A 15419-nucleotide genomic window follows, 5' to 3' on the forward strand; every position below is an offset into this window, starting at 1 on the left:
GTTGGTAGAATTCAAGTAAATTGCGTCGTAATCTGCAGACCCATTGTTAATCGCCGTGTTGTCTGTGAAGATAATATGATCAGAGCTGACATAGAAGCCTTGTTGATAACAGTTCTGAACCGTTGTATTCGTTATTGTGACATAATTATCAGTGCTGCTGAAAAGGATGCCCTTGTCATAACACGTATCAACAAGAGAATGGGTGATCGTGAGGTCTACATTGTCCACGTTCACACCCCATTTTCTGGATTTGTAAATGGTCGTGTGATCCAGTGTTACAATCCCATCATCAAGATGTATGGCTCCGAAGTCCGAAGAAGAATCAATCCCGCCATACCTTACTTCACTGTAACTCATCTGGATGGCCCGGCCCGTTCCTATGGCACCATTCCCTATATACCCCCAGTCGCCCCAATTGGGAGTGGACCCACTCCCATCCCCGTTCGTGTCCCCTCCGATCGTGTCGTCCTTGTAGGAAGTGAAATACACCGGAGATCCGCTGGTGCCATTTACGATGAGAGAAGCTGAGTCGCTTACAATAATGGATCGGTTTGTTTGGAGCTTGACAATGACACCCGCCTCAACCGTCAGAGTAATTCCGGTGTCTATGGTGATCGAACCCGTCACAACATAGGGGTTTCCTTCCGCCGTCCAGGTTGTGTTTGAAGAAATGCTCCCGGAGACATTGGTCAGACCAAACATCATTCCTGGAACAAGAAAAATGCTGGAAATTATAAGTAATTTTAATATTTTCAATCTTTGTTTCATTCCGGCCCCCCAGAATTTATCTGCAAACCCAATCATGGGTATTCTAACAGAAAGATTACATTGAGGGATTTATCCTCCGTCGCTATCCACCTCCCAAGCCTTAAAGCTATGGCGGGACAAGGTGGATTTATCCTCCGTCGCTATCCACCTCCCAAGCCTTAAAGCTATGGCGGGACAAGATGGATTGGATGGTTCTTCAATCCAGGAAGTAGAGGGTTTCGTCCCTTGAAGGGGCTTTTCGTTTGGACATTGCGTACTTCTTCATCCGGATGAACTCCGAGAGGGCATCGTCATCCTCTTCATCCATGACATCCCCGAATTCCTCTTCCAGCGCGTCCGGGTTCTCCCCGGACTCCAGGCGGCGCACCATTTCCTCCATGCGGGGTCCCATCTCCATCCCCGTCATATCCATGAACTTTCTCATAAATTTTGCCGCAGCGCGGGGATCTTCCATGTCCTCCATCGAACCCATTTCCCCGGCAAGGGTCTCCATGGCTCCCTCCATTCGTTCCTCATCCATGTCCCCGAAAGGAGAGGGTTCATCATCCTCCCGGTGTTTCAGGGTTGCAAAGCGGGAAACTCTGCGGCTCAGAGTGGACTTTCCGCACCGGGGACAGTCGGGAACTGTCTCCGTGTTGGGAACCGTAGAGAAAAACTGAAAGATACGATGGCAGGGCGAACAGTAAAACTCGTAAATCGGCATGGATCTTATGTACCAGAAAACGATATCGGTTTCAAGAATAAATACCCCGCCTTCCATGTAGAATAGATGAAGTGTTTATAAAAATCGCGACCGCAGACCTCTTCGGGAAGTCCGGCACCTCATGAAGATCCGGTGTGCCCAGTGCGCAGGATCGATTCCGCTGGATCAGCCTGAATCCTTTATTCACTGTCCCTACTGCGACTCTTCTCTCTTTTTTGAAGGGGCAAAGACCTTTCTCCATTTTGTGATCTTCCCCAGGATCGATTCAGTTGCCGCCCGGCGATCTCTCTGGAACAACCTCAAGCGGGAAGGTGTGATCCATCCGGGACTTAAGGACATTCAAATGGTCATGCTGCCCTTCTGGGCCGTCCGGGGGAAGGGCCTGCAGAAGACCGTTCCAGCCTTTGCTCCCTGTCCGCCGGAACTGGCCGGGGTTCTCATTCCGCCCGCAGGCGTCAAACTCTCACGAAACGATTCAGCCGACGGGTGGACCTTTCTGGAACCGACGGAACAGGGCGAGGCCGTGAGGGACGCCTACCCGGGTGCAACGGAATTCTCCCTTTACTACCTTCCCTTTTATCATGTTGTTTACGGAAATACCCTTCCCTACGAGGCATGGATCGACGGTGTGGAGGGACGGGTACACACATTGACACTTCCCCCGAAAGAGCTGAAAAAGGCTTCCATGGCATTTACTTTTTTCGTCACACTGCTTTTTTCCCTGGCATTGCTGAGCTCCTGGCTGATCCCGGGACCCGTTCCCGCCCTGATCGTTATTTTTTCACTGTATCTTGTTTTTTATCTGTGGAGCCGATCCCTCTACCCCGGTGGGAGTGGACGATGAAAACGCGGGCCCTTGTCTGCCCCTCCTGCGGGGGTACGATGTCCCCTCCCCTCGGTCATCGGGTCGTTTCCTGCCATTTCTGTAGCGACCCTTTCTACGTCTATCTTGCCGATTTCCTTCCACGGTATCGTCTCCAGGCAAAAAAGGACCTCGACGCTCTCCTTGCAACGATACGATCCCGGCTTGCATCCCCCCTCCTTCCCGATCACTTTTCCGATCGATTCGAGGTCATTTCTCACCACCGCCTCTTTCTTCCCTTCTACCTTCTGAGCGGATTGCGGGGAGGCTCCCAGTATTTTGCACAACGGGATCCCGTGACAGGCGAGTTGATCCGCGAGGACACACGATCCTCCCTGGGACCCTTCCAGTATGTCTACTTTGGAGCGACCCTGGAGCACTGGAATCTCCACGACACCGATCTTCGCGACATCATTCTTTCCCGGCCGGGAGAGATCGAAGCGGTATCGATGGGATCTCTGGCCACAGAAGGCGAGATCATCGACGCCGACATTCCCATGGAAAGAGTGATCGGTACCGGAGTCGCTTCCGGAGGAGAGGATCTTTCCCTGCTTGAATTGACGATCTCGCTTGTCTATCTCCCCGTTCTGGCACTTACACTCCGCTTCCAGGGGCAAATCTACACCCTGACCGTCGACGAGATAGAAGGCAGGCTGATCCGGGGACATCTTCCCGTCCGGTCATCCCGGGCATTCCATATCGGCCTCCCCATGGCCGCGATTCTGGGATGGCTCTGCGGGGCTTTCCTCCAGCCCTGGAGTATGGAGGCGGGAAAGACAACTACCGGTTTCTGGCTGTCCATATTACCCATGGCATTTTTTGTAGGATCTGCATTCCTTCTCCTTCAGGCATGCCTGCTCTTCCTTCGCATCCCCCGACGGATTCGGGTTACGCCGGAGGGATTCGATCTCGTCCGAGCCGGGCCTTTGCCTGCATTTCCCATCCCGGGCCTGCAAAGACCGGTAAACCGTATCGTGGAAGCTTTGGGGGAATTATCCAACCCCGGGAAACCTGGACCATGAAATCCCCCGTTCTGCACCGCTTGCATTGTGACCGTTGCGGGAGTCCTCTGGATGGGAACCTTCTCAGCAAGGTCTTCACCTGTACACAGTGCTTTTTGGCCTTTTTCATGGACGGGCCCCGGGTTCAACGCTTTCCCCTCCGCTACGGGAAAGCGAATATTCTCCTGCCGGAGCCAATCCTTCAGATCCCCTTCTGGGATGTTCAGACACACTATTCACTCACGGCAATGACAAAGGACCAGCAGAGAGCCTATGGAACGCTGATGCCGTGGACCCGTCTCCTGATTCCTGCGTTCTGGTCCCCCGTTTCGGATATGGTTCAGACGCTCACATACCATTACTCTCTGATCGAAAAGGACACGATCCAGTGGGAACAGCGAAACGGGAGGTTGTGGCCGGTCACTCGAAACCCGGAGAGCCTGGAAGCAATCGCCCGGATCCTGTGGACGGCCCGTCTGGATCGGGCCTGCGATACGACGGGGGTCAGGGTGACCGTTCAGCTATCGGATCCCTGGTTGTCCGTTCTGCCTTTTGCCCGTGAACCCGATGGGAGAGGCTTCAGGGATGGCCTGACCGGAGCCAGGTTTCCCGGGGCCCTTTTCCGCTGATCCTCCTTCCATTGACGGGTATCTCGTACCTGAGTACACTTACAAATACCATGATCTGTTTTTCATTTCGGCGCTGAGATCGACCATGCCCCTCTGGCCAGGAAGTGGAAGCCTGAAACGAAAAGTCCTCCTTCTTGTGATCGGAAGCGGGCTTGGATTTGGTCTGATCAGCTCCATCCTGGGTACGACCTTCATTCACTCCATGACCCTTCAGGAAGCACAGACACGTGTAAAAAATAACCTGAACAGTGCCTGGGCCGTGCTGGAAGCGGAGGAAATCCGAATTCTCCAGGTGGTGAACCTTATCAGCCAGAAGGATTCACTGGTCGAGTCCATCGAATGCAATGATATTCCGACCCTGTATACCCGACTGCGCCGGTCGAAGTGGGAAGCCGGTTTGGATTTCCTCACTGTAACCAGTCCGGAGGGGAATGTAATCCTCAGGACTTCCTCCGGGGAAGTGACCGGGGACAGGGTCACGCAGGATACGATTGTCCAGCTTGCCCGCTCGGGGAAGTCGGCCCGGGGAATACGGCTTATGAGCCTGGAACAGCTTACGCTCGAGGATGACGATCTTAATCGAAGGGCCTTTATCACCCCGAAAGCCACGCCCCACGCCAAGCCGAGAGAAGTTCCCGCCATGACCCGCGGCATGGTCATGATGGCAGCGAGTCCGATTCTGGATCGGGATCGACGTGTTCTGGGAACCGTGTACGGCGGGATCCTCTTGAACCGAAACTACGAACTTGTCGATACGATCCGCTCCATCGTCTTTGGGGATGAGACCCACGATGGCCGGATTGTGGGAACGGTGACGATTTTTCAGGGAGACACCCGCATCGCAACCAATGTGACCGACGAGGAAGGGTTCCGGGCCATCGGTACACGCGTTTCGGAAGAGGTATACGACCGGACCCTTGTCCGGGGAATTGCCTGGGAGGGGAGGGCCTTTGTGGTTCGAGACTGGTACGTCAGTGCCTACGAACCCATCCTTGACGTAGACGGTGCCATTATCGGAATGCTCTACGTAGGTGCCCTGGAACAGAAGTACACGGATATGCGAAGAAACCTGGTCACTGTCTTTCTCGCTCTTTCCATGCTCTGGACCCTTCTCGTCGTTCTTCTTGCCCTTCAGCTTTCCAAGAGAATCCTTACTCCGATTCATAACCTTGCCTTTGCAGCCACATCGGTTTCACGGGGCTCCCGGGATGTCCGGATTCCCGATGCAGGCGAAGGGGATGAAATCACCGCCCTTACATCTTCATTCCGAACCATGGTGACCGCCATATCCGAACGGGAAGAGGAACTCGTGAATACCAATCGAAAGCTTTCCTCTGCGAATCGCAACTATCTGGATATGCTTTCCTTTGCATCCCACGAACTGAAGAACCAGATTGCCGGTGCTTCCATTGCGGTACGTACCCTGCAAAGAAACGCACATTCCACCCTTAATCCTTCGGACCGGGACCTCCTTCAGCGACTCGCCGGGGCGATGGATACCCTGGGGGAGATGCTGCGCAATACAATGGATCTGTCGAGACTGGAGAGCGGCGACTTTATCCCGGAAGCAAAGACGGTTGACTTTCTTCAGGACATCGTTGTTCCGACAATAGGCCAGCTCAGCGTCCTGGCGGACCAGCGCGATATTGTTCTGGAAAACCGGAATGAACTGTCGCTGGTTCTTCATACCGATCCCGGCCTTCTCGCGATTATCTATTACAACCTTTTTCACAATGCAATCAAGTACGTACCCCGGGGAGGAACGATCACCCTGAGTTCCGGTAGAGAACCGGACCAGGTGTGGTTTACGGTTCACAACACGGGTCCCGGGATCCCGGAAAAGGCTCTTCCCAGGATATTTGAGCGTTTTTATCGTGAAACCGGTAAGGTCAATGATACGCCTCACGGCGCAGGCCTCGGTCTCTACATCACTCGAAGGCTGGTCGAGCTTCTTGGGGGAACCATTCAGGTCGATAATATCCCCGATGTTGGCATTGCCTTTCAGGTTACTCTCCCGGATCGACCCTTGACCTCGAATGGATCACATCCTTCATCCTGAGATCTGAATCTGTCATAGAAAGAAGAAACGATCCGTCCTATCCGTGTGGTGTGCGCCTCACATAGATGGCATAGTACAGAGGAAGGGAGATAAAAGAGATCAGGATAAATGCAATTCCCCAGAGCGTCTTTTTTTCCACGTGTCGATCTGCCAGGTCCAGAAGCAGAATCACGAGAAAGCCGAGCGTGGAAATAACGAGAAGAATCCAGAGAATCGGAAGAAGATTGACAACGGTCACCAGGATTTCTGCAAACTGATTTCGGGAGAGCTCTCCTGAGAGAAGGAGCAGGAGCAGAACAAAGAATGAGATCGAGAGTATGGCATAACACCCCACCAGGACATCGCGGATAAGCCGCGGGAACCCATCCATGCATCCATTATACACTCATTGAATTTTAAAAATTCGATTCTCCTACTCTTCATCCTCACGTCTGAGCCCATATTTGTGAATCTTCGCGTAAAGGGTACTGCGATCGATCCCCAGAAGCCGGGCACACTGCGAAATATTATGATCATATCTGGAGAGAATATCCATAATGTGGGACCGCTCCATTTCTTCCAGGGAGAGAGGATGGGATTCATCCTGTAGAGGTCCCTCACTCTCTCCTCTCACCCTTGCGGGCAGGTCCTCCGGCCTGATCATATCCCCTCCGCAGAGGATCATGGCATGCTCGACGGCCCCCTGGAGCTCCCGCACATTTCCGGGATAGTCATATTCGGTCAACGTTTTCATGGCTTCCGGGTGAATTCGAATTCCGGAGTCAAGCCCCATTTCCTTGCTGAAAACGCCAAGGAAATGGTGCACCAGGAAGGGAATATCCTCCTTTCGATTCCGGAGCGGTGGAATGGTCAACGTGATCACGTTAAGCCGGTAAAAGAGATCGTCCCGAAAGGCTCCTTCATGGACGAGGTGTTCAATATCACGGTTCGTGGCACTGATGATACGGACATCCACTCGAAGGGTCCGGGTCCCCCCCAATCGTGTAAATTCCTTTTCCTGAAGGACCCTCAGCAAATCCAGCTGGAGCTTGGGGGAGATATCTCCGATTTCATCAAGGAACAGTGTTCCGTGGTCAGCCAGCTCAAACTTTCCCTTCCGGGCTTCCCGGGCATCGGTAAAGGCACCTTTTTCATGGCCAAAGATTTCATCTTCAAGAAGTGTTTCACTCAGTGCGGCACACGATACCGGAACAAAGGGATAGCTTTGTCTCGGGCTCTCCTCGTGGATGGCCCGGGCTAGCAATTCTTTTCCCGTCCCGCTTTCTCCCAGAATCAGGACCGTGGTCCGGCTTCGGGCCACCCTTCTGGCCATCTCAAAGAGGCGGAGCATCGATTCGCTCCGCGACATAAGAGCATGAAAGGAAGCTCGTCCGGTCATTCTTGATTTAAGGAGGGCGTTTTCCTTGAGAATCGAAAGGTGCGCTCCCAACCGTTCAACCGCGAGACTGACTTCATCGGGATTAAAGGGTTTCACAATGTAATCATAGGCACCCTGTTTCATCGCCTCGACGGCAGAATGTACCGTTGCATGCGCGGTCAGGATCAGGCAAAGGGTGTCCGGTGAAATCCGTCGTATTTCCTGGAGTGTTTCTATTCCGTCCATTTCGGGCATTTTCAGATCGATCAGGGCAATATCCACCGGGTTTTCTTCGACCAGCGAAATCGCCTCTCTACCGGATGACGCCCGGAATACGGCGTACCCTTCTCCTTCCAGCCACGAAGCCAGGGATTCACGAACAATGGCCTCGTCGTCCACCAGAAGTATTCGATAGGATGTGACAGAATTCACAGAGTAAATGTATCACATAGTGTATGTTTTTCCTACACGTTTGTTGGATTATCCAACATAATGTGACGATATTCACGTATTATTCATGGCATAGTGGTTGCATATGTATCATGTAAAGAGCCGGTATCAACCGGCAGGCTGCCAGGACATGGCACAGCCTCAACAGCATCTCCTTAGAATTAGCTCCGCACCCGCGGAGCTACTTTTTTTCCTGGCACAGGATCCGGGATAAGAAAAAACGCCCCGCAACTGCGGGGCGTTCGAAATGATGCTGTCGACTGTACGTCAGGATCTCGGGTAGCTCATGAGCGTTTTCATGTAGTTGGCCCGCTCAAAGGCCGTGGGATCAGGACAGGATTGCTGGCTGAGGGCGCCCTTCATCTCTTTCACGGAAGTATATTCGTGATCTTCCATCCACGATGCCAGCTCACCAATCACCGTTCCAATTTGGTCAATTCCCTTCTGAAGAAGAACGGAACAGACCTGAGCGACGTCCGCACCCGCCAGTATCATTCTGGCTGCATCCAGGCCGGTATGGATTCCTGTTGTAGCCGCAAGGGATGTGTCAACTTTTCCACGAAGAATGGCGATCCACCGAAGGGCCAGCCTCCCCTCGAAGGGACTGGAAAGAACGAGATTCGGTTTGACTTCCAGCGTATCGAGGTCGATGTCGGGCTGATAGAACCGGTTAAAGAGGACCAGGCCGTCCGCTCCTGCAGAGGCAAGGTTGTGGGCCATGGCTGCGGGATTGGAAAAGAAGGGACTGAGCTTCATCGCCACAGGGATGGTGATGTGGGTTTTGACGGCCTTCAGGATATCGAGATAGAGCTTTTCGACATCCGAACCTGTTTCGGAAGGATCGGTAGGAAGGTAGTAGACGTTGCACTCCAGAGCATCCGCACCGGCTTCCTCCATCTGCTTCGCATAGTCAATCCACCCCGAAACCGTCGTCCCGTTCAGGCTGGCAATAATGGGAATATCCACCGTTTCCTTTGCACGGCGTATATGTTCCAGGTATTCATGGGGACCGACAAAAAAGTCATCCGGTTCCGGGAAATAGCTCAAGGCTTCCGCGAAACTTTCCGTTCCCTGCGCCAGATGGGTGTGGAGGGCAAAGGCGTCGTGGGAAAGCTGTTCCTCAAAGAGGGAGTGCATTACGACGGCGGAAGCGCCAAAGTCCTCCATCCTTTTAATGTTCGCCACATCTTCTGAGAGAGGCGAGGCAGAGGGTACAACGGGATTTTTGAGAGTCAGACCTAAATAGGTTGTCCTGAGATCGACCATGATGGACTCCTTCCCTTAGTTCGATTCGGCGGATTCTTCGCCGGTGCCTGGATTCATGGCGGCAAGCTGCTCGTAAAAGCGACGACGTCGCTTCACATCTTCTCCGGCCAGCCGGATGAGTTCGGCTGCAGCCTCAGGATGGCTTTTGGTGAGCATCTTGTACCGGGTTTCCTGGTATGCGTAATCTTTTAGAGATATCTTGATATCTTTGGAATCCAGCTTCAACGGAGGCTGACCCTGGTCCGCGAGGCGCGGGTCATATCGATAGAGGGGCCAGTATCCTGAATCCACCGCGTTTTTCTGCTGTGTGAGGCCCTTCACCATATTGATGCCGTGTGCGATACAGTGGCTGTACGCAATAATAATGGAGGGGCCGGGATAGCTTTCCGCCTCGAGAAACGCCCGGAGGCACTGGGCGTCATTTGCTCCCATGGCCACGCTGGCAACATAGACATTTCCGTAGGCAATGGCCATGAGACCAAGATCCTTCTTGGGCCTGGGCTTTCCTCCGGCGGCAAATTTCGCAACGGCGCCGAGGGGCGTAGCCTTGGACATCTGACCACCCGTATTGGAGTAGACTTCGGTATCCAGAACCAGGATATTCACGTTGCGACCCGAGGCCAGTACATGGTCCAGTCCGCCGTACCCGATATCGTAGGCCCAGCCGTCGCCTCCGACGATCCAGACACTCCGTTTGACGAGCGTGTCCGCCAGGCTCATCAGGTGCCTGGCTTCCATGCTGTCCACACCCTGTAGTTTGGTCTTCAGAACTTTCACCCGGGCCCGCTGTTCGAAGATTCCCGTTTCGTCACTCTGATCAGCTTCCAGAATTGCAGTGACCAGGTCTTCTCCCAGCACAGAGATCAACCGTTTGACCAGTTCCCTGGCGAATTCGTTCTGCTTGTCCAGGGTCAGGCGGTACCCAAACCCAAATTCCGCATTATCCTCAAAGAGGGAGTTATTCCAGGCAGGCCCACGGCCTTCCGGGTTTTTGCAATAGGGAGTTGTGGGCAGGTTTCCACCGTAGATGGAGGAACAGCCCGTCGCGTTTGCGATCAGGGCCCGATCCCCGAAAAGCTGAGAAAGCAGTTTCACGTATGGGGTTTCACCGCATCCAGCGCAGGCTCCGGAAAACTCAAAGAGGGGCTGAAGAAGCTGGGCTCCCTTCACCGTGCTGACTTTGACCTGCCGACGATCCACTTCCGGAATCGAAAGGAAAAATTCAAAATTATCTCTTTCCGGTTCGCGGAGGGGCATCTGCGGGTGCATATTCAGAGCCTTGCGCTTCAGTTCCGTCTTATCCCTGGCGGGGCAGACCTCTGCACAGAGAATGCAGCCCGTACAATCTTCCGGGGCAACCTGAATCGTGTATTTCCAGCCGGGAAATTCCTTTCCCTTGTAGTCCACGCTTTTGAAGGTCTCCGGGGCCCCCTTCAGGGCTTCCGCTTCGTAGACCTTGGATCGGATCGCGGCGTGGGGACAGACCATGGCGCACTTTCCGCACTGTATGCAGAGGTCCGATTCCCAGACGGGAATTTCGAGGGCGATATTTCGCTTTTCCCACTTTGTCGTGGCCGTATCAAAGGTGCCATCCACCGGAAAGGCGCTAACCGGGAGATCGTCTCCCTTCCCGGCAATAATTGTGGCTGTGACGTTTTTAACGAACTCGGGAGCCTTCTCCGAAACGGTGGGAGGAATCTCGATGGTGGATGTCACTTTGCCGGGACAGGAGACCTCATGGAGATTGGCCAGGGTCTGATCCACGGCGGCATAGTTCATCTGAACAATCTGTTCACCTTTGGCTCCATAGGTCTTTTTAATGGCATCCTTGATGTACTGAATCGCTTCATCCCGTGGAAAGATGTTGGAGATCGCAAAGAAGCAGGTTTGCATGATCGTATTGATCCTTGCGCCCATCCGTGTCTCCTTGGCAACCTGGTAGGCGTCAATGACGTAAAGCTTGAGCTTCTTGTCGATGATGGTCTGCTGAACCGTCCTTGGCAGGTAATCCCAGACTTCATCGGGCCCATAGGGGCTGTTCAGAAGGAAGGTAGCCCCGGGAATGGCATAGTGGAGCATATCGATCTTCTCAAGAAAGACCCACTGGTGACAGGCCACAAACTTGGCCTTTGAGATCAGGTAGGTGGAATGGATCGGCTTTTTCCCGAAGCGAAGATGGGAGACCGTGATCGATCCCGCCTTCTTCGAGTCGTAGACGAAATACCCCTGGGCATAATTATCGGTACCTTCTCCAATAATCTTGATTGAATTCTTGTTGGCTCCTACCGTTCCATCGGCACCCAGACCGAAAAAGAGGCCCCGGAAGATATCGTCACTCTCGGTAGAGAAGTCAGATTCCCAGGGGAGATTGGACCCGGTCACATCATCCACGATTCCGACGGTAAAGTGATTCTTCGGAGAAGGTTTGGCCAGCTCCTCAAAGATCGATTTAACCATGGATGGCGTAAATTCCTTGGAAGAGAGTCCGTACCGCCCTCCCACGATTTTCGGCATGGCGGAGAACGGTGCCTTTCCGGCGGTAAATCCTTCCATGCATGCATTAACCACATCAAGGTAGAGGGGCTCGCCTGCACTTCCGGGCTCCTTGGTACGATCCAGCACGCCAATCGATTTCACCGATGCCGGAAGCGTCGACAGAAAGGCTTCGACGGCAAAGGGGCGGTACAGCCGAACCTTGATGATCCCGACCTTCGCTCCCGTGGCGGCAAGGTATTCGACGGCTTCGTGAGCCGCCTCGGCGCCGGATCCCATGAGAACGATGACCTGTTCGGCATCGGGAGCACCCACATAGTCAAAGAGATGGTAGGCCCGGCCGGTAAGCCTGGCAAAGCTGTCCATGGCCTCCTGTACAATTCCGGGGAAGGCCGTGTAGTAGGGATTGATGGCTTCACGGCCCTGGAAGAAATGGTCCGGGTTCTGAGCCGTTCCCCGGATGACGGGCCGCTCCGGGTTAAGTCCCCTGAGACGGTGGGCACGGACCAGATCGTCATCGATCATGGCGCGCATATCTTCTTCGGTCAGCTCTTCAATCTTCTGGACTTCATGGGAAGACCGGAACCCGTCAAAGAAGTGAACCATCGGAACCCGGCCCTTCAGGGTCGCCGACTGCGAGATCAGGGCGAAATCCATGATTTCCTGAATCGAGTTGGAAGCCAGCAGCCCAAAACCCGTGGCCCGGCAGTCCATAACATCGCTGTGGTCTCCAAAAATGGACAGCGCGTGGGTTGCAACCGTTCTGGCGGACACATGAAAAACGGTTGAGGTAAGTTCTCCCGCGATCTTGTGCATATTGGGAATCATGAGGAGGAGTCCCTGCGATGCCGTAAATGTGGTGGTAAGGGCACCCGTCTGCAGAGCTCCGTGCACAGCGCCTGAAGCTCCCCCCTCACTCTGCATTTCGACCACCGAGGGAATCGTGCCCCAGATGTTGACCTTGTTTTCCGAAGACCACTGGTCCGACCACTCTCCCATGGGGGAAGAAGGTGTAATCGGATAGATCGCAATTACCTCGTTGGTCTTGTGAGCAACATAGGCCGCTGCCTCGTTACCGTCAATGGTCACATATCTGCGTGCCATAAAATGTACCTCCTTGAAGATGCCTTGACCTCTGTCAAGATGAGTTTTTGATTATACCACCTTGTGACTCTTTGCACAAAACCTCCAGGGGCTGATTGAAACTCCGCGGAAGTTTTGTAAAAACAACCTGATTTCCGGCCTTTTAAGGCTGAGAGATCAGTGGCTTAAGGTGAAGTAGACTCCAATGGCCACGACGACGACCAGCCATGAAAGCATGAGCCCGATGGAGATCGTCCCGTATTTCATCAATCCCGGGGAAGGCGAGTAGGTGCCGACTGTCCTGCCTGCCTTAAAGGCAACGGTAATCAGAAAGCCGGCGACCGCCAGCCCCAGGAGAAAGGTCAGAAAGAATAACAGGGTCGATCCCCAGTGAAGGTTCAGCTTATGATCCGTAATGGCATATCCAACCTTTCCCAGGTACGATACACGCAGAGCCTCACGAGTCGCGGCCATGAGAAGAACCACAACCGTCATGAGAAGCCCGGTCGGAAGGGCCCATCGCAGTGGATTTCTTACCACTTTGAAAAGAAAGACCGTGAAAAGAAGACCTGCGACGAAAGCTATGGCAAAGAGGACATTTTTATGGAACCCCAGTTCACCCGGAATATCAAGGAGCCACCAAAGACCATCCAGAACCTCAAGAACCGAAAAGACGATGAGAAGGCGGGCTCCCAGGCGGCCAGCCCACGTGACATAGATCTCCTCAACATCGGTCCGGGCCCGGATGTACCAGGCGTAGAGCATCAGGAAAAGCCCCGTCACCGCGCCGGAGGCCAGAATAAAGTGGAGGAAGCGGGAAAGTTGAAAGCCATGGAGCCCCATCCCGGATGCGTCCACAACTCCTCCGGGAGCGTACCATTCCACCCAGCGATCAGGAGAAAGCATCTGCATGTTCAGAATATGCATGATAATCCCGGCTGCGAGGAGGAAGAGAAATCCAAGAAGCCCCGCCCAGGGACGGTGGGTTTTTGAAAGGTAATAGACATAAATAAGGGAAAACCCGGCGATCATGATAAACATGAAGGCGATCACCCAGAAGGGAGAGATCAGGTTGGAGGCATACCAGAAGGGATCGTAGATGACCTGAACAAAGAGCAGGGGAGCCACGCCCAGAAGGATGGCCAGAGATATCGAGACCGTGACGACTTTGGCCAGAGCCTTGCCCAGCCGGTTGTACTTTTCACTGGAAGCCATTCTTCCGTAAAGGGCCAGGAGGCTTCCCCCCAGCGTCAGGTTCACCATCAGAATGTGAAGGGCAAAGGTCAAAACCATCAGGACCTGGAAAACTACAGGGTAAAAGGGAAGCCCCATGGGGTCCCGCAGTGTTTGAATCATCGTTGCTGTATCCATCAGTTGGCTCCTTTCGGAACAAGACCCTGAAGATAGGTAGCCAGGGCCAGGGCTTCTTCTTCCGTGCCGGCAAAGGGCGGCATGTACGGATAATCCCCAAGTATTTCAAGCATTCCCTGAAGTTCCTCGGGCTCCTCGGTTCCGAGCCGCGCCACCATCTTTGGCAGGGGCCGGACCCCGCGGTCATTAAGAGCATGGCATGCGGAACATTCGATCAAGGCGATCACCCGCCCGGCCTCCATTCTGTTGTCGTCCGTGATGGTCGAAAGATTTCCGGGAAGAAAGGGATAGGTTTTCAGAATGCCCTCCCGGTTGACCCGGGAGATTTCTTCCTGAACGCCTCTGGCTTCAATTGAGTTTCCGATCAGCTGATTGGAATACATATACCCGTGAATCACATAGGGTTTTCGTGCCATTTCCCGGGTCCGTTCGGCACCCCAGATTCCCATGAAGATCACGCCGATCATGAGGATGGCGGGAACGATATGAATTTTACCGGGCACGATGGCTGCAAGAATGAAATAGAGGGCTGTAACGCCGATGGAGATCAACATAAATTTGGTCAGTGTATCGGTGGGGAGGTTCTGCAGGACATTCCGGGCGGCCTCCGGAAGGGACGAGTAGTACCAGAGCCCAAAGAGGGATCCGAGAAGAAGGCCTCCCAGCCCCCAGAATGATGCTGCGCGGCTGACATATCTGCGAACCACCTCATTCTTGACACGGCTGGCCACAATCAGCGCATAGGCCGCAGCAATGGTGAACATAAATCCTGTCCTGACAAAGAGCTGCTGCCAGTATGTCGGGTTAAAAAACCCATCAAAGAAGAGACCGGTTTCAGTCCACTTGCCGGGAGAAAGCATGAAACCCAGGATCCCGACAATAACCACCATCGTAGTCCAGGAGGCAATGGCGAAGATAAGGCCAATTCTCAAATGGAGTTTCGGTTCAATCTTATCGAGCGTGTAGGCATAGATATAAATGCCCAGAACCTCGAGAATAAAAAAGACCCACTCCGTCGCCCAACCCCAGACGTAGTTATGAATCAGGCCCGAGATGCCTCGCGGGCTGGCCACCGTGGCAGAAAACCAGATCCCGACGCCGGTGAGAGAGCCGAAGACATAGGCAAAGACGAGGAGCGTAAGCGTGTACTTCTTAATAAACTCGAGAAACTCCTGCCGGTTTTCCTTCAAAGCCTTGCGTTCGATAAAGATATTGAACCACATGGCACTGGTGGAAAGATGGGATGGAAGCATGTGAAACGCCGCAATAAGTCCCAGAATAAGGCCGGCGGTCAAAGTGGGAACTTCCCATACTGGATACATGGATACCTCCCGTCAAAGTGTCGTACATTGTATCACAAGTTAGGAGTGCGAAATA

Annotated in this window: 12 protein-coding genes; 4 read left to right on the forward strand and 8 right to left on the reverse strand. The window is 53.6% G+C overall.

The features are described from left to right. On the reverse strand, positions 1 to 768 hold a 768-nt coding region (locus tag PLD04_06760), incomplete at its 3' end, for a hypothetical protein (GenBank protein ID HXK68029.1). 196 nt (positions 769 to 964) lie between these two features. After that, entirely contained in the window at positions 965 to 1528 is a 564-nt protein-coding gene (locus PLD04_06765) for a zinc ribbon domain-containing protein (protein HXK68030.1), read from the reverse strand. Between the two features lie 64 nt (positions 1529 to 1592). Here PLD04_06765 and PLD04_06770 point away from each other — a divergent pair, with 64 nt between their 5' ends. The 4 genes from PLD04_06770 to PLD04_06785 all read left to right on the forward strand — a co-directional run bounded on the left by PLD04_06770 (position 1593) and on the right by PLD04_06785 (position 6022). Then, the gene (locus PLD04_06770) at positions 1593 to 2315 is read left to right on the forward strand and encodes a hypothetical protein (protein HXK68031.1); all 723 of its coding nucleotides are present in this window, start codon (positions 1593 to 1595) and stop codon (positions 2313 to 2315) included. After that, positions 2312 to 3355, forward strand: a complete 1044-nt coding sequence (locus tag PLD04_06775) for a hypothetical protein (GenBank protein HXK68032.1) — start codon at positions 2312 to 2314, stop codon at positions 3353 to 3355. Before PLD04_06770 ends, PLD04_06775 begins: the two co-directional genes overlap by 4 nt. Then, positions 3352 to 3963: a hypothetical protein gene (locus tag PLD04_06780; GenBank protein HXK68033.1), complete on the forward strand. Its 612-nt coding sequence runs from the start codon at positions 3352 to 3354 to the stop codon at positions 3961 to 3963. The genes PLD04_06775 and PLD04_06780 overlap by 4 nt, the downstream gene beginning before the upstream one ends. A gap of 85 nt (positions 3964 to 4048) precedes the next feature. Then, on the forward strand, positions 4049 to 6022 hold the full coding sequence (locus tag PLD04_06785) for a cache domain-containing protein (GenBank protein ID HXK68034.1): 1974 nt from the start codon (positions 4049 to 4051) through the stop codon (positions 6020 to 6022). Between the two features lie 37 nt (positions 6023 to 6059). Here PLD04_06785 and PLD04_06790 read toward each other — a convergent pair whose 3' ends face one another. From PLD04_06790 to PLD04_06815, 6 genes are all read right to left on the reverse strand, one after another. Further along, positions 6060 to 6392: a hypothetical protein gene (locus PLD04_06790; GenBank protein ID HXK68035.1), complete on the reverse strand. Its 333-nt coding sequence runs from the start codon at positions 6390 to 6392 to the stop codon at positions 6060 to 6062. A gap of 42 nt (positions 6393 to 6434) precedes the next feature. Further along, a complete protein-coding gene (locus PLD04_06795; GenBank protein ID HXK68036.1) occupies positions 6435 to 7811 on the reverse strand; it encodes a sigma-54 dependent transcriptional regulator in 1377 nt (458 codons plus the stop codon). Between the two features lie 285 nt (positions 7812 to 8096). After that, the gene (locus tag PLD04_06800) at positions 8097 to 9095 is read right to left on the reverse strand and encodes a dihydroorotate dehydrogenase-like protein (protein HXK68037.1); all 999 of its coding nucleotides are present in this window, start codon (positions 9093 to 9095) and stop codon (positions 8097 to 8099) included. Positions 9096 to 9110: 15 nt separating this feature from the next. Then, the gene (nifJ, locus tag PLD04_06805; protein HXK68038.1) at positions 9111 to 12692 is read right to left on the reverse strand and encodes a pyruvate:ferredoxin (flavodoxin) oxidoreductase; all 3582 of its coding nucleotides are present in this window, start codon (positions 12690 to 12692) and stop codon (positions 9111 to 9113) included. Positions 12693 to 12848: 156 nt separating this feature from the next. Continuing rightward, a complete protein-coding gene (locus tag PLD04_06810; protein ID HXK68039.1) occupies positions 12849 to 14042 on the reverse strand; it encodes a hypothetical protein in 1194 nt (397 codons plus the stop codon). Further along, positions 14042 to 15364, reverse strand: a complete 1323-nt coding sequence (locus tag PLD04_06815) for a cytochrome C (GenBank protein ID HXK68040.1) — start codon at positions 15362 to 15364, stop codon at positions 14042 to 14044. Before PLD04_06815 ends, PLD04_06810 begins: the two co-directional genes overlap by 1 nt. Positions 15365 to 15419: the final 55 nt, after the last annotated feature.

It is taken from the genome of Thermoanaerobaculia bacterium, from assembly GCA_035593605.1.
Lineage (GTDB): Bacteria > Acidobacteriota > Thermoanaerobaculia > UBA2201 > DAOSWS01 > DAOSWS01.